At 72.9% G+C, this 22176-nt stretch carries 16 protein-coding genes; 7 read left to right on the forward strand and 9 right to left on the reverse strand.

Annotation, left to right across the window (positions count from 1 at the left end; translation table 11 throughout):
• Positions 1-312: 312 nt before the first annotated feature.
• Both ACIRB1_RS06720 and ACIRB1_RS06725 read left to right on the forward strand, forming a co-directional pair.
• Positions 313-3552 (forward strand): FtsX-like permease family protein, encoded by a 3240-nt coding sequence (locus tag ACIRB1_RS06720; protein WP_403464780.1) that lies wholly within the window; start codon positions 313-315, stop codon positions 3550-3552.
• The gene (locus tag ACIRB1_RS06725) at positions 3549-6410 is read left to right on the forward strand and encodes a hypothetical protein (RefSeq protein ID WP_403464781.1); all 2862 of its coding nucleotides are present in this window, start codon (positions 3549-3551) and stop codon (positions 6408-6410) included. The genes ACIRB1_RS06720 and ACIRB1_RS06725 overlap by 4 nt, the downstream gene beginning before the upstream one ends.
• A 12-nt stretch (positions 6411-6422) precedes the next feature.
• On the opposite strand, the gene ACIRB1_RS06730 is transcribed toward ACIRB1_RS06725, so the two are convergent.
• The 3 genes from ACIRB1_RS06730 to ACIRB1_RS06740 form a co-directional block, all read right to left on the reverse strand.
• Entirely contained in the window at positions 6423-7391 is a 969-nt protein-coding gene (locus ACIRB1_RS06730) for an ABC transporter ATP-binding protein (protein WP_403464914.1), read from the reverse strand.
• Between the two features lie 113 nt (positions 7392-7504).
• The gene (locus tag ACIRB1_RS06735) at positions 7505-8236 is read right to left on the reverse strand and encodes an ABC transporter ATP-binding protein (RefSeq protein ID WP_352177982.1); all 732 of its coding nucleotides are present in this window, start codon (positions 8234-8236) and stop codon (positions 7505-7507) included.
• A 109-nt stretch (positions 8237-8345) separates the two neighbouring features.
• Positions 8346-9014, reverse strand: coding sequence for a TetR/AcrR family transcriptional regulator (locus tag ACIRB1_RS06740; protein WP_352177983.1), 669 nt, complete (start codon positions 9012-9014; stop codon positions 8346-8348).
• Between the two features lie 164 nt (positions 9015-9178).
• Between ACIRB1_RS06740 and ACIRB1_RS06745 the strand changes: the two genes are divergently transcribed.
• Positions 9179-10663 (forward strand): MFS transporter, encoded by a 1485-nt coding sequence (locus ACIRB1_RS06745; protein ID WP_403464782.1) that lies wholly within the window; start codon positions 9179-9181, stop codon positions 10661-10663.
• 91 nt (positions 10664-10754) lie between these two features.
• Here ACIRB1_RS06745 and ACIRB1_RS06750 read toward each other — a convergent pair whose 3' ends face one another.
• A complete protein-coding gene (locus ACIRB1_RS06750; protein WP_403464783.1) occupies positions 10755-11678 on the reverse strand; it encodes an LLM class F420-dependent oxidoreductase in 924 nt (307 codons plus the stop codon).
• A 248-nt stretch (positions 11679-11926) separates the two neighbouring features.
• On the opposite strand from ACIRB1_RS06750, the gene ACIRB1_RS06755 reads away from it, so the two are divergent.
• Positions 11927-12103 carry a hypothetical protein gene (locus ACIRB1_RS06755; RefSeq protein WP_352178073.1) on the forward strand — a complete coding sequence of 59 codons (177 nt, stop codon included), beginning with the start codon at positions 11927-11929 and terminating at the stop codon, positions 12101-12103.
• A gap of 197 nt (positions 12104-12300) precedes the next feature.
• On the opposite strand, the gene ACIRB1_RS06760 is transcribed toward ACIRB1_RS06755, so the two are convergent.
• From ACIRB1_RS06760 to ACIRB1_RS06770, 3 genes are all read right to left on the reverse strand, one after another.
• Positions 12301-12774, reverse strand: coding sequence for a DUF6099 family protein (locus ACIRB1_RS06760; protein ID WP_352178074.1), 474 nt, complete (start codon positions 12772-12774; stop codon positions 12301-12303).
• 222 nt (positions 12775-12996) lie between these two features.
• Positions 12997-13323, reverse strand: coding sequence for a nucleotide pyrophosphohydrolase (locus ACIRB1_RS06765; RefSeq protein WP_403464784.1), 327 nt, complete (start codon positions 13321-13323; stop codon positions 12997-12999).
• Entirely contained in the window at positions 13320-14519 is a 1200-nt protein-coding gene (locus ACIRB1_RS06770) for an AAA family ATPase (protein WP_403464785.1), read from the reverse strand. The genes ACIRB1_RS06765 and ACIRB1_RS06770 overlap by 4 nt, the downstream gene beginning before the upstream one ends.
• On the opposite strand from ACIRB1_RS06770, the gene ACIRB1_RS06775 reads away from it, so the two are divergent.
• Positions 14413-14937, forward strand: coding sequence for a hypothetical protein (locus ACIRB1_RS06775; protein ID WP_403464786.1), 525 nt, complete (start codon positions 14413-14415; stop codon positions 14935-14937). The two genes, ACIRB1_RS06770 and ACIRB1_RS06775, sit on opposite strands and share 107 nt — an antisense overlap.
• Positions 14938-15049: 112 nt before the next feature.
• On the opposite strand, the gene ACIRB1_RS06780 is transcribed toward ACIRB1_RS06775, so the two are convergent.
• The gene (locus ACIRB1_RS06780) at positions 15050-15445 is read right to left on the reverse strand and encodes a cell division protein SepF (protein ID WP_352178077.1); all 396 of its coding nucleotides are present in this window, start codon (positions 15443-15445) and stop codon (positions 15050-15052) included.
• 198 nt (positions 15446-15643) lie between these two features.
• On the opposite strand from ACIRB1_RS06780, the gene ACIRB1_RS06785 reads away from it, so the two are divergent.
• Together ACIRB1_RS06785 and ACIRB1_RS06790 are read left to right on the forward strand one after the other, a co-directional pair.
• Entirely contained in the window at positions 15644-19669 is a 4026-nt protein-coding gene (locus ACIRB1_RS06785; RefSeq protein ID WP_403464787.1) for a molybdopterin-dependent oxidoreductase, read from the forward strand.
• 198 nt (positions 19670-19867) lie between these two features.
• Positions 19868-21544 (forward strand): hypothetical protein, encoded by a 1677-nt coding sequence (locus ACIRB1_RS06790; RefSeq protein ID WP_403464788.1) that lies wholly within the window; start codon positions 19868-19870, stop codon positions 21542-21544.
• Positions 21545-21551: 7 nt separating this feature from the next.
• Here ACIRB1_RS06790 and ACIRB1_RS06795 read toward each other — a convergent pair whose 3' ends face one another.
• On the reverse strand, positions 21552-22067 hold the full coding sequence (locus ACIRB1_RS06795) for a YceI family protein (RefSeq protein ID WP_403464789.1): 516 nt from the start codon (positions 22065-22067) through the stop codon (positions 21552-21554).
• Between the last annotated feature and the right edge of the window lie 109 nt (positions 22068-22176).

Here is a 22176-nt window from a genome sequence, read left to right on the forward strand (position 1 = left end):
CTGAACTGGGGAAGCGCGCCACCGCGAATCTCGGGGCCGCCCGCCCAACGTACAGCGAACGCCCCTCGCGCACTCCGGCATTTTCCCTCCGCCTCTCCCCCGCCGGGCGGCCGTGAGGGTCGGCGTTTCTTGCGGCGCCGTGGGCGGGCTGGTAGGACTGACCCGCGCTGTCGCCGTCACATGTTCGATTCTGCGGGGGTTCATGTGGTCGCCACGGCCTTGCCGTCCTCGTCACGGCGGCGCCCCGACGCGCCACGCCCAACTCGCCGTCGGCTTCCGGTGGTTGCCCGGCGGGCCACCCAGCACGGGCTGGTGCTGGCGTCCGTAGCGGTGACCGTGCTGCTGTGCGCGACAGCGCTGGCCGCGCTCACGGCGCTGGCGGGAAGCTCGGTGCAGGCGGGGGCCGTACGGCGGCTGGCCGCCGATCCCGGTGCGCAGGTGAACGTCAACGCGTCCTACCGGGCGGGCGGGATGGCCGCCGCCGACCGAGCCGTGCGGGCCGCCGCCGCGCGGGTGTTCGCCGGGGTGCCGCAGCGGACGTACGTGGGGCTGCTCGGCACCTCGCCGGTGTCCGTCTCGGGGATCGACGGGGTCGCGGGTCCACCGCACGGGCCCGGGGGCAGCGGGCTGCATCCGGTCGCCGTACAACAGCCGGGCAGGTTCGGGGAGTTGGTGGCCGGGCGGTGGCCCGCCGGTACGGCCGATGCCCCGGCCGGCGCGTTCACCTCGCTGCCCGATGTCCCGGTCGCCACCGGGGCCACCGCGCCGGTCGGCACGGCGATACCCGTCGCGCTCGCCAAACGCCTTGGCGTCACGGCCGGTTCGCGGCTCCAGGTGCGGGACGCGTTCAGCCGGCCCATGACCCTGCGGATCACCGGTGTCTTCCGGGCGAGCGGTGCGGTCGGGTTCTGGCCCGCGATGGCCGGGGACCTGGCCGAGGGCGAGACCGCCGACCAGGATCTGCTGGTGGTTTCGGCGGCGGCACTCAACGGCAGCGCCGCACTGAACGGGCATCTCACCGCCCACTGGAGCGTGCAGCCCGACCTCACCCGGCTCGACGCGGACGGCCTCGCCCGACTGCACGACCGGCTGCGGGCGTTCTCCGGCAGTCAGAGCCAGGTGTCGGTGTTCGGCGGGCGGCGGCCGTCGCTGGACGATCTGACGGTGGCGTCCGGACTGCCGGGCGCCATCGACGACTTGACCATCCCGACGGTCGCGGCCCGCTCCTCGCTGTATCTGCCGAGCCTGCTCCTGGCGGTCCTCGCCCTGGCCACCCTGGTGCTCGCCGCCCGTCAGCTGACCGTACGCCGACGCGACGAGCTGGCCCTCCAACAGGCAAGGGGCGCGGGCACGTTGAGGCTGCTGCGTGGCGCGGCGGCCGAGTGGGCGCTCACCGGCATCCCGGCCGCCCTGGCCGCGCCCTTCCTGGCCGGGCTGCTGCATCCCGGCACCCGGGGCGCCGACGCGTGGGCGGCCGTAGGGCTGACGCTGGTGGTGCACGCGGCGGCGGTGCTGCTGCCCGTGCTGCCGTCGGCGCGGGCGCGAAGTGCCCGGGGTGCGCGGGCCGCCGCCGCTCAACGGCTGGGCGTGGACCTGGCGTTGGTGGCCGTGGCGGCCCTGGGGTATCTGGAGCTGCGGCGGCACCACTCGCTGATCGCCGATGTGGGCTCGGGCAGTGCGTCCGTGGACCCGGTGCTGGTTCTGGTGCCGACGCTGGTGGCGGGGGCCTCCGCGCTGCTGTTGCTACGGCTGCTGCCGCTCACCTCACTGCTGCTGGACGCCTCCGGCCGGCGCGGGCGGGGGCTCGTACTCGCCCTGGCCGGCTGGCAGCTGAGCCGCCGGGCGGCGCGCACCGCGGGGCCGGTGGTGCTGATGTGCCTGGCCGTGGCGGTGAGCGCCTTCGCCACCACGGCGCTGGCCTGTCTGGGCGGACTGGCGTCGGAGGAGGCCGCGTTCACCGTCGGCGCGGACGTGCGGATCGCCCCGTCGGCGGACGACGGCTATCCCACCGCCGTGCTGGGCGCCGCCTATCGCGCGCTGCCGGGGGTGACCTCCGCGACCCCGGTGACGCGGTCGACGGTGAACCTGCCGGGCGGCGCCACCGAGGACCTGGTCGGCACGGTCGGCGGACCCGCGCCCCGCACCCCGGCACCGGCCGTCCCCGGCATACGGCTGCCCGGACGGCCGACCGCTCTCCTGCTGGACGAGCGGCTGCGCGGCGACGGCAGCCGGGTGGCGCCGAGCCTGGAACTGACCGTGCAGGACGCGTCCGGCCTGGTCAGCGTCGTACCGGCCCGGCTGCCCGCCGCCGACGGCACCCGGCACACCGTCGCGGTCCCGCTGGCCGTGGCGCTGAGCGGGGGCCACCCCCGGGCGTATCCGCTGACGGTGACCGCGATCAGCGTCCTGCCGCAGCCGAACGTGGCTCCCGCCCGGCTGGACCTGGACCTGCTCCGGGTCGGCGCGCGCGGCGCCGCCGACACCTGGGTCGCCCGGCTCCCCGGCGGACAGACCTGGTCCGACGGCACGGACCACGGCTCCGACGCCACCAAGGGGGCCTGCGAGGGGAAACTGGCCGGGAGTTACGAACCCGGCGTCCCCGGGGTGTGCTCGATCGCGCCGCGCGGTCCCGAGGTGCTCCGGGCCACCGTCAGCACCGGGGTCCGTCCCTCGCAGTCGATCTCGGACACGTTCGGCGGTCTGTCGGCCGGCGACTACGCGACCAAGCCCGGCGGTCACGTGCGGTTCGTGGCACGGCCGTCCGGCGGTCCGGCACCCCTTCCCGTGCGTGCCGACTCCTCGACGTTGAGCGCGGCCCGCCTGCGCATCGGCGGTACGACCACGCTCGACCTGGGCGGTGGCCGGATCACCGCGAGAATCGTGGGCCGCGTCGACTCGCCTCCGGGACTGGGCCGCGCGCAGGGGCACCTGATCGCCGACCAGCGTCAACTCTCCAGCGCGCTCACGTGGGCCGGTGCCCACCAGGAGGACCCCGCGTTCTGGTGGCTGACCAGTACCGACAGCGCGCGTACGGCCGCCGCCGCCGAGGCGCAGCCCGCGCTGGGCGCCGTCACCACCACGGCACGCACCGCCGCCGCCCTCCAGGCCGACCCGTTCCGCGACGGGCTGCGCCGGGTGCTGGAACTGGTCCGGTATCTGGCCCCCGGTTTCGCGGTCATCGCCTTCACCGTGCACGCGGTGGTCTCCACCCGGGAGCGCCGCAAGGAGTTCGCGCTGCTGCGCGCGATCGGCGTCCGCGCGAAGAGCCTGTCCGCGCTGCTGGGCGCCGAACAGGTGGGCCTCGCGCTGTTCGCGGTGATCCCGGGGGCGCTGCTGGGCATGGCCCTGGCCGCGGCCGTACTGCCCCTGGTCACCGTGGACGACACCGGCCAGGCCCCCTATCCGCCGCTGCCCCGGATCACCCCGTGGGCCACCGTCACCCTCACCGCGCTGGCGACCGCCCTCGCCATCAGCGTGATCGTCCTGGCCCTGGCACGGCTACTGGCCCGGGTGGACCTGGTCCGCGTCCTGCGAGCGGGGGAAGACCGTTGAGCCACACGACGGAGCTGACGGCGACCCGCCCCAGGACCACGGGCACGGCGGTGACCCGGCGCCTCATCCGCCGCGAGACCCGCGGCGACCTCCCGCTGCTGGCCTGTCTCGCGGTCCTGGTCCTGCTGCTGACCGCGCTCTGCGCCTGGGCCCCCGCCCTCGCGGGCCGCCAGGAGGACCGGGCGCTACGACAGCGCGTCGACGCGGCGCAGACCGAGGCACCGCTGATCAGCCTGAGCACCACCCCGGAGGTCTTCGACACCACACCGCCCTCCGTCGACATGGCCTCCCTGCTCACCGCGGGCCGCACCCTCACCGAGCAACTGGGCGCAGCCGCAAGGCACTTGTCCTTCACCGGTGGCAGCTACGACTACGACCCGGCATCCCTGCTCTCACCCCGGCCACCGGGCCCGGCGAACACGAGCACCAATCTGACGGCCAGTTACCTACCGGCCGCACGCGGCCACTTGCGCTACGTCAGCGGCCGACCACCGGCGGATCACACCCCGTTGGCCACCCCGCCCCAGATCGCGCTGTCGCAGACCACCGCGCGGGCCCTCGGCGTCCGGACCGGGAGCCGCCTGTCCCTGGAATTCCCCAGGACCCCCGAGGCCCAGACCGCCCCGCCCCACGCGACCCTGCTGGTGAGCGGGATCTACCGCGCCACGGCCGCCGCCGACGACTTCTGGGCCGGCCGCGAGACCCTGGACCGGCCCGCGCGCTACGCGGCGGAACGCTCCGCCGGCACCGTGCTCGCCGTCCGCGGACTCGTCGGCCGCGACGCCGCCGACCTGCTGGCCGGCGCCGGCGTCGGCGGCCCCCGGGTGACCTGGCAGCTGCGCGCCGACCTGTCCGGGGCGGCCTACGACCGGGCCCGCACCCTGACTGGACCCCTCTCCCACTACGGCACCGACCTGAGCGCCGCCCGCTGCCAGGGCAGCGACTGGGTCACCGGCGACATCAGCTGCCGGATCGACGGCCAGGCCACCGGCTCCCTGCTGGTGACCGACTCCCTGACCCCGCTGCTCACCGCGTTCACCGCCCAGGACCAGCAGGCCCGGGCGCTCGCGACCTATGCCGTGGACGCGCTCGCCGCGGTCGCGCTGGCCACCGTCGCCGTCGCCGTACGACTGCTGCTGCGCCGTAGACAGCCGCACCTGCGGTTGCAGCGGGCGCGGGGCGCGTCCACCACGCGGCTGGTGCTGCTGCGCTGCGCGGTGGCCTGGCCGGTGGTGCTGCTCGCGGCGCTGCTCGGCTGGGCGGTCGGGCGGGCCCTGGCTCCCACCGGCGCGTCCGGCTCGCCGCAGCCGGTGCCCGCCGCCGTCGTCACCGGCGTGGTGATGCTGACGGTGCCGCTGATGACCTGGCTCGCGGTCCGCGAACCGCGCAGACCCGGGCGTCTGCGCCGCACCCGCCGGAAAACCGCCGTCGGCCGCCGCGTGGTCCTGGAGCTGACCGTGCTGCTCGCGACGACCGCCGGGGTGGTCGCCCTGCGCTCGCAGGGCCCCGACGGAATCCTCGGCGCGGTGCCGGTGCTGGTGGCGCTCTCCGTCGTACTGCTTCTGCTGCGGGTCTATCCGCTCGTTCTGCGCCTGGTGCTCCGGCAGGCCCGGCGCGGCCGGGGAACGGTCGGCTTCGTCGGCGCGGCCCGGGCCGCGCATGACGCCCCGGCGACCGGGCTGGCCCTGTTCGTCCTCGTCCTGACCCTGGGCACGGCCGTGTTCGGCGGCCTCGTGCAGCGGACCATCGGCGACGGGCTGGCCACGGGGGCGGCCTGGACGAGCGGCGCGGACGCGAGCGCCACGGTGGCGGGGACGGTGGCCGTGGCACCGGGGGCCGCCACGGCGACCGGTGTCCGGACCGCCCTCCAGCGGCTGTACGCCCTCGACCTCGCCGGACAGAACGACGGGGCGGTGGTCTCACAGGTCGCCGTGATCACGGTGGACCCGCGTCAACTGGCCGCCGTAGCACCGACGTCGGGGCTGGCCGAAGCCCTGCTGTCCGGGCTGGGCGGTATGTCGGGAGCCGGGGTCGACGCGCGGGTCCCGCTGCCGTCCTTCGTCTCCCCCGGCCTCCGGGCGGCCGAGCGCACCGGCGGTTTCGGCGCCACGGTCGTGACACAGGGCGAACCGCCGGTGAACCTGACCTTCGAGCCGGTCGGCACCCTCACCACGGCGGAACTGCGCGATCCTCTCCTCGGGCCGGTCACCGCGCGGCTCCCCGCCGGGACGCCGCTGCTGATCACCGTCGCGGGTGCGGAGCGGCTGCTGCCCCCACAGGCCTCGGGCAGCACCGTCCTGCTCCTCCGAGGCGGCGGCGAGGGGAAGGGCAACGAGGCCACGGCGTTGCGGTCGGCGGCTGCCAGGGCGCTCGGGCCGCTGGCGCGGATCCGCGTCCGTTCCGAGACGTTGAGCACCCTGCGCGCGGACGGCCTGACCCAGGGCCTCGGCACGATCTACACCACCACCTCGATCCTGGCCGCGCTCTCCGGCCTGCTCGCGCTCGCTCTTGAGCTGACGCTCACCGCCCACGAGCGCGGCCGAACGACCGCGTTCCTGCGCACACTCGGCCTCGGCGCCAGAGAGGCCGGAGTGATCCACTTCCTCCAGCTGCTCCCGCTGGCGGTGGCGACCGCGCTGGGCGGCACCCTGCTCGGCCTGCTCGAACCCCGGCTCCTGGCACCGACGTTGGACCTGCGGCAGTTCACCGGCGGCCCGGCCCAGCCGGCACTGCGGACCGACTACTCGCTCACCCTCGCGCTGGTCGCCGGCGTGACGCTGCTCATCCTGGTCGCCGCCGCGTCCGAGACGGTGCTCGCCCGGAGGCGGCGGCTGGGAGCGGTACTGCGCCTCTCGTGACGGGCAACTCGCCTACGGCGCGCTTTCGTTGAGGTCTCCGCCCTCCGCCTCGGACCTCGCCCGCCGGGCCGCCTCGTCGGGCCAGACGCCGATGTGGTCGGTCTCCAGGGCGAGTCGGACCCGCTTGCGCAGGTGCAGGCGTTCGGTGAACTCGGCGGGGAGCTGGAGGCGTCCGCCGGCGTCGAGTACGGCGTACTCCTCGGCGGTGAGCACCTCGACGCCGTCCTCGTCGGTGGCGACCCGTCGCAACACCTCGGTGGAGGTACGGCCGTTGCGGATCCGTACGGTGCGCTGGACCTGCTCGGAGACCAGCGCGTCGTGGGTGACGACGATGACGGTGACGCCCAGGTCCTCGTTGGCCCGGCGCAGCGCGGCGAAGACCTCGTCGCTGGTGGCGGTGTCGAGTTCGCCCGTGGGTTCGTCGGCGAACAGCACCCGGGGTTCGTTGGCATTGGCGACGGCCACGGCGACACGCTGCTGTTCGCCGCCGGAGAGGGTGTCGGGGGTGCGGTCCCGGCAGTGGCCGACGGACAGCAGGTCGAGCAACTCCTCTGCGCGGGCCCGGCGTTGGGAGCGTTTGATCCCGGTGTACGTCATCGGCAGCATCACGTTCTCGGCGGCCGAGAGATAGGGCAGCAGGTTGCGGGAGGTCTGCTGCCAGATGAAACCCACCGTGCCGCGACGGTAGGCGAGGCGGTCGCGGCGCTTCATCGTCAGCAGGTCGTGCCCCGCGACCTCGGCGGCACCGGCGGTGGGCACGTCCTGGCCGGCGAGAATGCCCAGCAGAGTGGACTTGCCGGAGCCCGAGGCGCCGACGACCGCGATCATCTCGCCCTCGGCGACGGCCAGATCGAGCCCTTGGAGGGCCTGCACCTCGACGCCCTCGGTCTGGTAGATCCGCACCAGGTTCTCGCAGACGACCAGGCCCTCCTCGCGGCGCGGGGCGGCAGCCGCGACGGCCCGCCGCCGCAGCTCGCCCAAGTCCGGTGCCCCGGTGGGCTGTTGGTGAACTGCCACGCGTCCCCCGAGGAGGTGAAGTCTGCGGATGAGATGCCGGGCTGCGGTCAGGGTGGTGCGGCGGACCCGTGTCGCCGTCAGCTGTCCTCGACGATGCGGCCGTCGCGGAGTTCCAGCACCCGGTCGGCCAGCGCGAGGAGTTGGGTGTCGTGGGTGGCGACGAGGGCGGTGACGGACTCGCTGCGGACGACGGCCCGCAGCAGGTCCATCACCGTCAGGCCGGTGTCCGCGTCGAGTTGGCCGGTGGGTTCGTCGGCGATGATCAGGGCCGGGTTGTTGGCGAGCGCGCGGGCGATCGCCACCCGCTGCTGCTGGCCCCCGGACAGCTCGCCGGGACGCTGGTCGGCGTGGTCGGAGAGACCGACGAGGGAGAGCAACAGGGCGACGCGGGCCTCGCGTTCACGGGCCGGGACCTTCCGCAGCCGCAGCGGCACCCCGACGTTCTCGGCGGCCGTCAGGATCGGGATGAGGCCGAAGGACTGGAAGACGAAGCCGATACGGTCCCGGCGCAGTGCCAGCAGGTCGTCGTCGCCGAGCCCCGCCAGGTTCGTGCCGTCCAGCACGATCCGGCCGCCGTCCGGGGTGTCGAGCCCGCCGACCAGGTTGAGCAGCGTGGTCTTCCCGGAGCCGGACCTGCCCCGGAGCGCGACGAGTTCACCGCGCGGCACGCTGAAGGAGACCCCGCGCAGCGCGTGCACGGCGGTGTCCCCGCTGCCGTAGGTGCGGCGCAGTTCCTCGACCACCACCATCGGGTCGTCCGGCGCCCCGACGTCCACGGCGACCCCGCGCCCACTGGCCTGCTCGCTCATACCCGCTCCCCCGGCTCGATGGACAGGACGGCCCCGCATCGCACCGTACGGTACGCCGACCCGACAAGTACCCGCCCCCGAGGGCCCGTTCGGCCATTCATCGCGGCGGCTACCGCGCGCCGCCGCCCGCGAGCCGCTCCACCGTCGTGACCGTCTGGTCGAGGATCGTGTCGTAGAGGCGGGCGTGCGCCGCGGGGAGGCCCGCGACGAGGGGGCGCAGGGCGTCCGTGGTGGGGTCGGGACCGGGGCCGGCGTCGTCGAGCAGGGCCGTCATCTCCTCGTCGGGCCGTCGGTACCCCTCGTAGACGGCGTGGCCGAGCATCGTGGACGAGATGAGCGCGGCGGCGAGGGCGAGGTCCTCGACGGAGAGGCCGGCCGGGGTGAGGATCTCGCGCAGCCGGGTCAGACCGGGGAGCCAGGCGGGGTGCCGGGTCGTCGTCATGTACGGCATGAGCTGCGGGTAGGGGCGGAGGTTGGCCTGCCCGGCCCGCATCCAGGCGCGCAGCCGGTCCGGCCAGGGGCCCTCGGCGATGGGGGCGCGCTCCATCGCTTCGAGGACGTGGTCGGCGGTGGCCTGGAGGAGGGCGTCGCGGTCCGGGAAGTAGCGGTAGAGGGCCATGGGGGCGGCGCCGACGGCGTCGGCCACGCGCTTGATGGTGAGGGAGACGGCGGGTTCGGCGAGCAGGACCTCGACCGCGCCCTCGACGATCCGCTCCCGCGACAGCCGGGGCGGACGCCCCCTGCCGCGGCGGTCAGGACCCGTCGCCACCTGCGTCATCTCCCGCGCCTCTCCGTCCGCGACGCTCTCGCCCGGACCCCTGAAGGCTACCGCTCCGGCAGCCCTCCATTCGGGCTCCACCTATTTTGCGTACGTCATACGAAAAACATGCCAGACTCGTTTCGTTCAGCCCCGTGTCGCACGCGTCAGCCGGAGGCTTCGCCATGTCCGCGTCCAGCTCCCCCTCCCCACCCGTTCCCGTCGAGGGGGTCGGGCCGTCGGGCTCCGGCGCCGTCGTCTGGGTTCTGGCGCTCGGCGGGATCACCGTCTCGCTGATGCAGACGCTGATCATCCCGATCGTGCCGGAGCTCCCCAAGCTGCTGAACTCCTCGCCGTCCGACGCCACATGGGCGATCACCGCGACCCTGCTCGCCGGTGCCGTGGCCAACCCGGTGGTGGGGCGGCTCGGGGACATGTACGGCAAGCGGCGGATGCTGCTGCTCAGCCTGGTGCTGCTGATCGCCGGGTCGGTGATCGGCGCGCTCAGCGACTCGCTGGTACCGATGATCGTGGGGCGGACGTTCCAGGGCGTCTCGATGGCCGTGATCCCGCTCGGCATCAGCATCATGCGGGACGAACTCCCGCCCGAGCGACTGGGATCGGCGACCGCGCTGATGAGCGCGTCGCTCGGCGTGGGCGGCGCGCTGGGGCTGCCGACGGCCGCGTTCATCGCCGAAAAGGCCGACTGGCACGTGCTGTTCTGGACGGCGGCGGTGCTCGGCGCCGTCGTGACCGCGCTCGTCGTGGCCCTCGTACCCGAGTCGGCGGTGCGCAGCGGCGGCCGGTTCGACGTGGTGGGCGGCGTCGGGATGTCGATCGGTCTGGTGTGTCTGCTCCTCGCCATCTCCAAGGGCGCGGACTGGGGTTGGGGCAGCGGCACCACAACGGGCCTGTTCGCCACGGCGGTTGTGGTGCTGCTGGTGTGGGGCTGGTGGGAACTGCGTACCGTACGGCCGCTGGTCGACCTGCGCACCAGCGCGCGCCGCCAGGTACTGCTCACCAACCTGGCGTCCGTGATGTTCGGCTTCGCCATGTTCGCGATGTCGCTGGCCGTGCCCCAACTGCTCCAGCTGCCCACGCTCACCGGCTACGGCCTCGGTCAGTCCGTGCTCGCGGCGGGCCTCGCGCTCGGCCCGTCCGGCCTGGTGATGATGGCGACCGCCCCGCTCTCCGCCCGTATCTCGGCGACGGCCGGACCCAGGATCACCCTGATGCTGGGCGCGCTGATCGTGGCCGCCGGGTACGGCCTCGGGGTCGTCATGATGGCCGCGGTCTGGCAGGTCGTGGTGGTGTGCTGTGTGATCTCGGCCGGTGTCGGCTTCGCCTACGGCGCGATGCCCGCGCTCATCATGGGCGCCGTGCCGCTCTCCGAGACGGCCGCCGCGAACAGCCTCAACAGCCTGATGCGGTCTATTGGTACGTCCGCCTCCAGCGCCGTCGCCGGGGTCGTACTGGCGCACATGACGACGAGCTTCGGCTCCTTCACCGCCCCCTCCCACAACGGCTTCCGCGTGATCATGGGCATCGGCTCGGCATCCTCCCTGGCAGCCCTGTTCCTGGCCGCGTTCCTCCCGGGACGCCGGAAGCCGGTGACCGCGGGAATGCCCGCGACGGCCACCGCGAGGGCGGGGGCGTCGAGTTCGGGCTAGGACGGCTCGGGCAAGCGGCTCCGGACGAGCCGGTGCGGGCGGGGCCGACGCGCCCCGCCCGCACGGCTCACCTGCCGGTCCCGCGACGGGACTACGACAGCTGGGTCTGCACCTGGGCCGAGATCAGCTCCAGGTGGTCCAGGTCGGCGAGGTCGAGGACCTGGAGGTAGATGCGCTGGGAGCCGATCTCGGCGTAGCGGCCGATCTTGTCGACGACCTCGGACGGGGTGCCCGCGAGGCCGTTGGCCTTGAGTTCGTCGACCTCGCGGCCGATGACGGCGGCCCGGCGGGCGACTTCCTGGTCGTCCTTGCCGACGCAGACCACGAGGGCGTTGGAGTAGGTCAGGTCGTCGCCCTTGCGGCCGGCTGCCTCGGCTGCGGCGCGGACCCGGCCGAACTGCTGCTCGCTGTCCTCGATCGAGGCGAACGGCATGTTGAACTCGTCGGCGAACCGCGCGGTCAGCTTCGGGGTGCGGCTCGCGCCGTGTCCGCCGATCAGCACGGGGATCTTCGCCTGAGCGGGCTTGGGCAGCGCGGGCGAGCCGGTCAGGTCGTAGTGCCTGCCGTGGAAGTCGAAGGTGTCGCCGGGCTTGGTCGCCCACAGGCCGGTGACGATCGCGAGCTGCTCCTCCAGGCGGGCGAACTTCTCCTTGGGGAAGGGGATGCCGTACGCCTTGTGCTCCTCCTCGAACCAGCCCGCGCCCAGGCCGAGTTCGACCCGGCCGCCGGACATCTGGTCGACCTGTGCGACCTGGATGGCGAGGACGCCGGGGAGCCGGAACGTGGCGGCCGTCATCAGGGTGCCGAGGCGGATGCGCTTGGTCTCGCGGGCGAGGCCGGCCAGCGTGACCCAGGCGTCGGTGGGGCCGGGGAGGCCGTCGCCGGAGCCCATCGCGAGGTAGTGGTCGGAGCGGAAGAAGGCGTCGAAGCCGAGGTCCTCGGTGGCCTTGGCCACGGCGAGCAAGGTGTCGTAGGTCGCCCCCTGCTGGGGCTCGGTGAAGATACGCAGATCCATGTCTCCATCCTGCACGGTCGGGTGCCGGTCAACCCCATCGGTCCCTCCGGCCGATCCCGTCCCCGGTCGGGTGAAATCGCGTCAACCGTGCGCACGGGGGGTGCCCGCGCCAGTGACCGGCCCCGTTGATGATCGTTGGCTCGGGCGGAGCCGGACCGCCCGGATTCCCGCACCGGCAGGACGACGTCGGGGCGTCACCCGCATCGGCCTCCTCCTCGGCGGGGAGGCCACGGGCCGAGGAGGCCGTCATGTCCGAAGAAGCCGTGCCGCAGCAGGGTGGGCCTGCGCAACCCAAGGGGTTGTTGCAGCAGATGGAGGAGCTGATGGCGTCCCTGAACGCGGACCTCTCCGCCCTGGACGCGGATCTGCAGTCGACCGCCGGCCCGGGGTCGGCGCCCGCTCAGGAGACCGGCACGACCGGCTGACCGGGCGAACCCGACGCCGACAGCACAGGCCGCGTAAGGCGCCCTGAAGGGGCGCGGGGAACTGCGCGACCGGCCACGACGGAGTCGCGCAGCCCCACGAACCGCAATCACCCCGAAGCTCAACCACCCCGAAGCTCAAACCACCACCGCACTCCCCGCAGCCGAGAACATCCCCGCGCCGGAGGCGAACCCCCAGGTCACCCCGCCTCCCGCTCCGGTACCGCCGCCGCCTCCCGATCCGCCAGCCTGCGGAGCATCTCCAGCACCCGGTCCCGGGACTCGTCCGCCGCGTCGATCGCCTCCATGCACTGCCAGTACGTGCCCTCGTCGTCCACCGCGCAGGCGATGCCCACGAGGGCGATACCGACCTCACCGAGCAGACCGCCCAGGCACAGCAGGGCGAGACGGGCGTCGCCCAACTCCGTGAGCTGAGCCGCGCGTAAGTCCTCGATCGCGAGCACCGGGGTGTCGAGGACCCCGCAGCCCCGGCCCGCCAGCTCGGTCAACCCCAGTGCCTCTCCCCGCAGTTCGGGCGGTCCGAAGACCGCGAGCCGACTCCCTATGGCCTGGGCGAGTGCCTGCGCCTGCCACACCTCCGTCATGGTCTCCGGCACGTCGCCGCTGCCGGCCAGGGCGCGCCTGCTCGTCACGATGAGCCGCATCGCGTCCATGCGCTGCCCCCGTCATGTCCCGACGTGCTGGTCGCACGTCCGCTCGAACTCACCTGTCCACTACCCAGAGTGAGAGTCCCTGAGACGAAAAGCCAGAGGAAGGCGGAAATCTGTGGACAACAAATCGGTTGCGGACAGATGAATGACTCCGGAGAGTGAAAATGGACGCGCCGACTCCTCCAAACGGACCCCAAGTGATCGACGGGGCGACGGAGTTGTCGGCTACGGAGCCGGGAACCTGTGCTCGTTCCGGTCGATCTTCGCGTCCAGCGCGGCGAGCGGATCGACGCCGAGCACCTCGCACAGCTGGAGCAAGTAGGCGAGCACGTCGGCGACTTCGTCCCGCACCCGGTGCGCGCTGTCCGGGTCGTCCATGACCCGCACCGACTCCTCGGGGGTCAACCACTGGAAGATCTCCGCGAGTTCGGAGGCTTCCACGCTGAGCGCGGAGACGAGGTTCTTGGGTGTGTGGTACTTCTGCCAGTTCCGCGAGGCCGCGAACTCGGCCAGTCTGCGCTGTAGTTTCGCCACGTCGAGATGTTCTGTCACGGGTCCAGGTCTACCACTGTGACGCCGTCGATCCGGGTGGCCCAGGACGCGTCGCTCACCGCGCCGACCAGCCGGATGTGCCCCCGCTCGCACATCCGGGCCGCGAGCCGCAGCAGTTCGGCCCGCTGCCGTACGTCCACCGCCCGGTCGAGGCCGTCGGCGAGGACGGTGAGGGTCTGCATCGCGGCCGGGACCTCGCCCGGCGGGTCGACCTCCAGGACGCCGGGGCCGGTGAGGAGCACCAACGCCAGTGCCGTGTAACGGAGTTCACCGTCGCCGAGTCGTTCGAACCCGGTGCGCAGTCCGTCGCCCCGGTCGAGGACCGCGCGGAGCAGGGCGTCGGGGAGCGGTTCCGCGAGGACGTCGACCACGGGTCCGGCGCAGCCGGTGCGCACCGCCGTGACGAGTTGCCCGTGCCGTCGCCCGCACTCGGTCCGGGTGCGCCAGAGCACGTCGGCGAGGTTGCCGCAGTCCCGCAGCAGCCGCCCGTCGCCGATCGGCACGGCGTCGCGCATCCGCCCGGGTTCCGGGTCGCAGGCGAAGACGGAGCGCAGGGCGACCACCATCTGCTCGGCGGCGGCGAGGACTTGGCGCTGCCCGTCGGTCTTCCCCGCGACGCGCAACGGCAGCAGCGCGGTGCCGAGCCGGTCGTCCGGCAGCGGCGCGCGGGTGACCGGCGAGGAACCCCCTGTGTGCCAGGCGGCCTGCACGAAGCGGCGGGTGGGGTCGCGCAGCGCGGTCTCCAGGAGGACGAGCCCGCCGGAGGTCAACCGCTCGCCCACGATGCGCAGTTCGGGCTCAGCCTGCACGGCGACGTCGAGCCGTACCGGACCCTCGGGACCGTCCGCCGTGCAGCCGATCCGGAAGCCGCGCCGGTGCTGGGCGTCGGGCCGGGCACGTTCCGGGACGCAGGCGAGCGGGTCGGGGAACACCTCGCCCACCGCATCCCCTGCACCGAGCCGCGCGAGCGCCTCGTACGCCCGCAGGGCACTGGTCTTGCCACACCCGCTGGGCCCGGCGAAGAGCGTGAGCGGCCCGAGCGGAAGCCCCGCGCCCCGGTGCGCCGCGAACGCCGACAGCCTCAGCTCGGTGAGGTGCGGCCGGTCGGAGTACGCGTCGAGGCGCCCGGCATCCCCCGGCCCCGGCGTCCGCGCCGAGTCCGGCACGAGACCGGCCGAAGGCTCCGGCACGGGCACGCCTCGGCGCGAGACGGCTTCGGGCGAACGGCCCTGCGCGGGCACGGACTCGGAGGAGCGAGAGGAGCCGGGCGGCCGGGACGACGCGGACGCGGGCGACGGCGAGGACTCCGGCGGGCACACCGACTCGGACGAGCGGGACAACTCGGGCATCGTCGGCCCCGACGCGAGTGTCGGCGGACGCACCGACTCGGACGAGCGGGACAACTCCGGCATCGTCGGCCCCGACGCGAGTGACGGCGAGGACTCCGGCGAGCGCGACGACTCGGACGCGCGGGACAACTCGGGCGTCACCGTCACCGGCGCCGACGCGGGCGGCGGCTTCGGCGGCCCGGAGGGCTCAGGCGGCTGGGCGCACCCGGCGGTGGTTCCGGTCGGTCGGGGCGACGGTGCTGACACGGTCATATCCGGACCGTAGGGCTCCGCCGGCAGGCGAACCGTTCCGCCCGGGGGACCTTCCTACGATCGGGGGACCGCCCCGCCGCGCCGGGCACCCGAGCCGCCCCGGCCGCTCCCGTCACCGGGGCGGCTCACACGCCCGGAACCCCCGCACCCTCCATCAGCCCCTGCACCTCGGTCCCCGGCGGTGTGAGGAGGAACACGTTCCGGTCGACGCGGGTCATCCCGCTCGCGAGGCCGAAGACGACGCCCGTGCTGAAGTCCAGCACCCGCTTGGCGACGTCGGTCTCCGCGCCGGTGAGGTCGAGAAGGACCGGGATGCCCGCCATCAGGGTCTCCGCGACCTCGCGGGCGTCCCCGAACACATTGACGCGCAGGACGACGAAGCGGCGGCGCGGCTCGGTCGGGGCCTCCGGCATCGAACGGTGGTCCACGGCGGACGGCCAGGCGTCCCGCCCCCGCAGCGGCACTACCTGGGCGAGCCCCTCCCACTGTTCGTCGGTGACATCGTGGCTGTTCACCGGCATGCTCCGTCCTGGGTCGCGCTGGCAGTCTGCATCCGCCAATTGTTGCGCACTGTCACCCGTTCGGCTCAACAGCGACACACTCCGCGACAAGATCGGGCGCATCTCACAGTGGCGCCGACCCGGTTGTGCAGTGCGCGTAACCCCTCAAGATCGAGCCGCGTGACATCGGCGTAACGGGCAATTCGTACGGTCGACGCCATGACGACGACCCAGGCACGGCAGGTACGGACGGTCTGCTCGTACTGCGGTGTGGGCTGCGGCATGCTCCTCGACATCGGCGCGGGCCCGGACGGCGGTCCTACGGTGCTCAGGGCGTCCGGCGACAAGTCGCACCCGGCGAACACCGGGCGGCTCTGCACCAAGGGCGCGACCACGGCCGACATGCTCACCGCACCGGGCCGGCTGACCGGTGCCCTGGTGCGGGACGAGCGGGGCGCGGAGCCGGTGCCGACACCCGTGGCCGACGCGATCACGGAGACCGCGCGACGACTCCGGCAGATCGTCGACGAACACGGGCCGGACGCGGTCGCCTTCTACGTCTCGGGTCAAATGACCCTGGAGGCGCAGTACTTGGCGAACAAGCTGGCCAAGGGGTTCGTCCGGACGAACCAGATCGAGTCCAACTCCCGGCTGTGCATGGCGAGTGCGGGCGCCGGTTACAAGTCGTCGCTGGGCGCGGACGGGCCCCCGGGGTCGTACGACGACTTCGAGCACGCGGACGTGTTCCTGGTCATCGGCTCCAACATGGCCGACTGCCATCCGATCCTCTTCCTGCGGATGATGGAACGGGTCAAGGCGGGCGCCAAGCTGATCGTCGTCGACCCGCGCCGGACCGCCACGGCGGCGAAGGCGGATCTCTTCCTCCAGATCGCGCCGGGCACCGATCTCGCTCTGCTCAACGGCCTGTTGAGGCTGCTGCACGACAACGGCCACACCGACCCGGAGTTCATCGCCGCGCACACCGAGGGTTGGGAGGCGCTGCCCGGCTTCCTCGCCGACTACGCGCCGGACACCGTCGCCGCCCTCACCGGTCTCGCCGAGGACGACATCCGTACGGCGGCCCGGCTGATCGGTGAGGCGGGCGAGTGGATGAGCTGCTGGACGATGGGCCTCAACCAGTCCACGCACGGCACCTGGAACACCAACGCCCTGGTCAATCTGCATCTGGCGACCGGCGCGATCTGCCGCCCCGGCAGCGGCCCGTTCTCCCTCACCGGCCAGCCGAACGCGATGGGCGGGCGTGAAATGGGCTACATGGGCCCGGGGTTGCCGGGGCAGCGGTCCGTACTGGTCGACGAAGAACGGGAGTTCACCGAGGAGCTGTGGGGCCTGCCGCCCGGCACGATCCGCGCGGACGGGGTCGGCCGGGGCACGGTCGAGCTGTTCCGGAAGATGGCCGACGGAGACATCAAGGCCTGCTGGATCATCTGCACCAACCCGGTCGCCTCGGTCGCCAACCGCCGTACCGTCATCGAGGGGCTGGAGGCGGCCGAGTTCGTCGTCACCCAGGACGTCTTCGCCGACACCGAGACCAACGCCTACGCCGATGTCGTCCTCCCCGGCGCGATGTGGACCGAGTCCGAGGGCGTCCTCATCAACAGCGAACGCACCCTCACCCTCGCCCGCCCGGCCGTCCCCCCACCCGGCGAGGCACTGCCCGACTGGCGGATCATCGCGTCCGTCGCCCGCGCGATGGGCTACGAGAAGGGCTTCTCCTACGACAGCGCCGAGCAGGTCTTCGAGGAGCTGCGGCAGTTCTGGAACCCGGTGACCGGCTGGGACCTGCGCGGGGTGACGTACGAGCGGCTGCGGTCCACGCCGGTGCAGTGGCCGGCGGCGGAGGAGGACGGGCCCGACCGCAACCCCATCCGGTACGTCGGCGGGGGCGAGCTGCGCTTCCCGACTCCCGGCGGGCGCGCGGTGTTTCACGCCCGCCCGCATCTGCCGGCCGCCGAACTGCCCGACGACGACTACCCGTTCGTGCTGAACACCGGGCGGCTCCAGCACCAGTGGCACACGCTGACCAAGACCGGCAGGGTCCCCAGGCTCAACAAGCTGAACCCCGGCCCCTTCGTGGAGCTGCATCCGCTGGACGCACGGGAGTTGGGGATCGCGGAGGGCGACTCGGTGGAGGTCGCGTCCCGGCGGGGGCGGGCGGTGCTGCCCGCCGTGCTGACCGACCGGGTGCGGCCCGGGGACTGTTTCGCGCCGTTCCACTGGAACGACCTCTTCGGCGAGTATCTGAGCATCAACGCGGTGACGAGCGACGCGGTGGACCCGGTGTCGTTCCAGCCGGAGTTCAAGGTGTGCGCGGTGTCGTTGGCGAGGGTGGCGCCGGCACCCGTACCGGCACCGACAGCGCGCTCCCACGCGGCAGTTGTTCCGGACACTGTCACCCCGGACACGCGTCCCTTCGGCCTCGACCCGGCCCCGCCACCGGTCCTCACCGCCCGGGAACGCCTCTACCTGACCGGCTTCCTCGCGGGCATCCCATCCGGCGCCCCGGGTGTGCCGACCCTCCCGCCGGACGCGCCCTTCAGCGCCGAGCACGCGCTGTGGGTCAACGGCGTGCTGGCCGGGATGTACTCGAGGTCAACGCCCGCTCCCCCGGCACAACAGCCGCCGCCCGCCCGGCGGATCGTCGTCCTGTGGGCCTCGCAGACCGGCACCGCCGAGGAGTTGGCAGCCGCCACCGCCGAACGGCTCGGCTCGGCCGGGCACCGGGCGACGCTCGTCGGCATGGACCAGGCCGATCCCGGCACGCTCCCGGCCGACGCCGATCTCCTCTTCGTCACCAGCACGTTCGGCGACGGCGACGCCCCCGACAACGGCTCCGGCTTCTGGGCCACGCTCGCCGGTGAACAGGCGCCCCGGCTGGACGGAGTGCGGTTCGCGGTGCTCGCCCTGGGCGACTCGTCGTACGACGACTTCTGTGGGCACGGGCGCCGACTGGACGCCCGGCTCGACGAGTTGGGCGGCGTCCGGCTGACCCCGCGCACGGACTGCGAGCCGGACTTCGAACCGTCGGCGGACGCGTGGCTGGGTCAGGTGCTCGCGGCACTGGGCACCGAAAGCGCCCCCGCGTCACCGCCCCGCGCCCCGGAGCTCACGCCGACTCCCACCACCGCCCGGCTCGTCGGCAACCGTCTGCTGAGCCGCCCCGGCGCGGCCAAGGAGGTCCGCCGCTTCACCTTCGACACCAGCGGCACCGGCCTGACGTATGAGACCGGTGACGCACTCGGCGTCCGGCCGGTCAACTCCCCTGCCCTGGTGGACGAATGGCTCACCGTCTCCGGCGTCGACGCCTCGGCGGCCGTAGAAGTGGACGGCGTGGGAGAGCTGCCGTTCGGCGAGGCGGTCCACCGGCACCTGGACATCACCCGCATCACCCCGGACCTGCTCCGCTTCGTAGCCGAACGCACCCGCGACGGCCGGGAGTTGCGCAGGCTGCTGCGGCCCGACAACAAGGACGGCCTGGCGCGGTGGAGTTGGGGGCGGCAGCCGGTGGACGTGCTCGCCGAGTATCCGGTGAAGGCCGGGGCCGAGGAGTGGGCCGGAGTCCTCAAGCGGCTTCAGCCGCGGCTGTACTCGATCTCCTCCAGCCCGCTCGTCGACCCGCACACTGTCTCGCTGACGGTGTCGGTGGTGCGGTACGAGGGTCTCGACGGGCGTCCGCGCGGCGGGGTCTGCTCGCCCTTCCTGGCGGACGCCGAGGAGGGGACCGAGGTCCCGGTGTTCGTGCGGCGCTCGCCCCACTTCCGGCCGCCCGCCGATCCCGCGACCCCGATGGTGATGGTCGGACCCGGCACCGGCGTCGCGCCGTTCCTCGGCTTCCTGCACGAGCGGCGGGCGCTCGGGCATGCCGCGCCGAACTGGCTGTTCTTCGGGGAGCAGCATCGGGCGACGGACTTCCTCTACGAGGAGGAGTTGACGGGGCTGCTGGCGGAGGGGGCGCTCGCGCGGCTCGAAACGGCGTTCTCCCGGGATCAGCGCGCGAAGGTGTACGTGCAGGACCGGTTGCGGGAGCACGGGGCCGAGGTGTGGCGCTGGTTGGGGGAGGGCGCGCACTTCTATGTGTGCGGGGACGCCTCGCGGATGGCGAAGGACGTGGACCGCGCGCTGCGGGACATCGCGGTCGCGCACGGCGGGATGGACGAGACCGAGGCGGGGGCGTATGTGAAGCAACTGGTGGCGGCGAAGCGGTATGTGCGCGATGTTTACTGAATGAACTGATGGCCACGGCCAGTTGAACAAAGCCGTTCGAGTTTGCCCCATTTGGACCATGAAGAGGGGTTCTTACCGGTCTCATACCGGAATCTTCTCGATTGCCGACGCGCGGCTCACCGGCCGGGATTAGCGTCCCTTCCTGTGCACTTGGCAGAAACACAGCAGGTGACACCCGGTCGGCGGACACAGTCGGCGGTGTCCGCCCCGGAACCTCCCGCGCAGTGGCACCGCATCCTCACCCTGCTCGCCGACATCAGTCTGTTCATCGGCGTCCGCCCGGTGTGGATGGAGGCCGCGAGCCACCGGCTCGTCATGGCCGCGGTCGTCTGCGTCTGTTACGCCTCGATCCTGGTGTGCGGGGTGCTGACGCTGGTGGTCCGCCAGGCGCGGTCGCTGGCCCGGATCGATCTCGTCGTGCTGGTGACCGCGGTCCTGCTCGCGCTGTCCGCCTGGTCGGTGTTCCACACCGGCGGCGACGAGGCGGTCCTCACCACCCAGGCCGCCAGGGAACTCGTCGCCGGACACCCGATCTACGGCCAGCCCTGGCCATGGCTCTTCCACTCCGCCCACGGCGTCGCGCTGACCCCGACGGTGACCGGCGGCTACGACTACACCTACGGCTATCCCCCGCTGGAGACGCTGCTGACGGCGCCCCTGCTGTGGATCGGCCATGAGGGCGCCCCCGCGACGGCGGTGGCGACCGGCGCGCTCATCGCGGCCGCGGTCCTCATGTGGCGGCTGCTGCCGACGCAGTGGCGGTCGGCGGCCACCATCGCGTGCCTGGGTCTCGGACTGCTGCCGACCTACGGCCGTCAGGGCTATCCCGCCGTGCTGGCGATGGCGTTGCTGGTGCCGGTGGTGATCCGCTGGCCCCGGATCGGCAGCGGCGGCCGGCTCGGCCGTGCCGGGCTCGCCCAGGCCGCGTGCCTGGGGGCGGCCTGCGCCGCGCAGCAACTCCCCTGGTTCCTCACGCCGTTCCTGCTCGCCGGGATCTACGCGGTGCGACGCGGTGAACTCGGCGCCCGGCAGGCGGCGTCGGTGCTGCTGCGGATCGTCGGGGTCGCCGTCACCGTATGGCTGCTGATCAACACGTACTTCATCGTGCACGAGCCGGGCACCTGGCTGCGGGGCATCGCGCTGCCGCTGACGCAGGGCGCGGTGGTGCACGGCCAGGGCCTGGTGGACATCTCGCTGTACTTCACGAACGGCAGCGACCGGCTCGACTGGTACTCCCACGCGAGCATGCTGCTGGCGGCGGGCCTGCTGGCCGTGTTCGTGCTGTTCGTACGGCGGTTGGGGCCCGCGGCGACCGTCCTGCCGTGGTGTGCCTTCTATCTGGCGACGCGTTCGCAGGACGGCTACTACCTGCTGATGACGCCGCTGTGGCTGGCGTCGGCGGTGACCGCGCCGCTGGCCGAGTTCCGTACGGCGTGGCAGCCGCGCCCCCGGCTGCTGTCCGGTCCGCACCGCGGGCAGGCCCGGGTCGCGGCGGCCGTGCTGCTGGTCACGCCCGCGCTGGCGAGCGCCGCCGTGGCGGCGACGGGCGCACCGCCGATGGACCTGCGGCTCACGGGTGTGCGGCGGGCGTTGCCCACCGTGGTGACCCGGCTGACCCTCAAGGTGACCAACTCGTCCGGTGACGCCCTCACCCCGCACTACACGCTCACCACGGGCCAGGGCATGAGCAGGTACTGGTCCCAGGTGGGCGGCCCGGCGACGCTGCCCGCGCACAGCACGGAGACCGTCGAACTCCGGCCGCCCAACGGGACGTTCACGCTGCCCCACAAGAACGTCCGCATCCGGGTGCGGGCCTTCACCGCCACCCCGCAGACGCTGTCCAGCTCGGATCTCCGGCTGCGGCCCGCTGATTGACGGACTGTCAGGCGCCCGTACGCACGAAGCGGAGCGTGGCGGTGACGGTGGTCAGGCCGCGGAGCATGCCCATCTGGTTCCAGCCCAGGCCGAACTGGTCGCGGTCCACGGTGAATTCGGTGTCCAGGGTGAGCGCCTCGGCGGTCGCGTCCTTGAGGCTGGCGGTGAAGGTCTGGGGGCGGCTGATGCCGTGGACGGTCAGCTGGCCGACGACGTGCACGGTGTCGCCGTCACGGAGTTCCGCGCTGCGTGCCACGAAGGTGATCTCCGGGAACTTGTCGGTGTCGAACAGGTCGGCGGACCGCAGGTGCTTGTCGCGCTTGGCGTTCTTGGTGTCCAGGGAGGCGGCGTCCAGGGTCACCGTGCCGATCGCGGAGCCGTCGCCCCGGACCTCGCCCTGACCGCTCAGGGTGCCGAAGGTGCCCTTCACAGTGACCAGGCCCCACATCGTCTTGTGGCTGATGCCCACGGTGGAGGCGGTCTGGTCGAGCTGCCACACACCGGTTTCGACGGCGACGGTCATGATCTCTCCCACTGATTTCCGGTAGTCCAAATTTGTATGAGCCTCACGCTAGCCCATTATCCAAATCTGGACAACACGCTGTTCCAAAATTGGACAACGGGTAGACTCG

Source organism: Streptomyces sp. NPDC096013, assembly GCF_044763565.1.
In the GTDB taxonomy this organism is placed as follows: Bacteria; Actinomycetota; Actinomycetes; order Streptomycetales; family Streptomycetaceae; genus Streptomyces.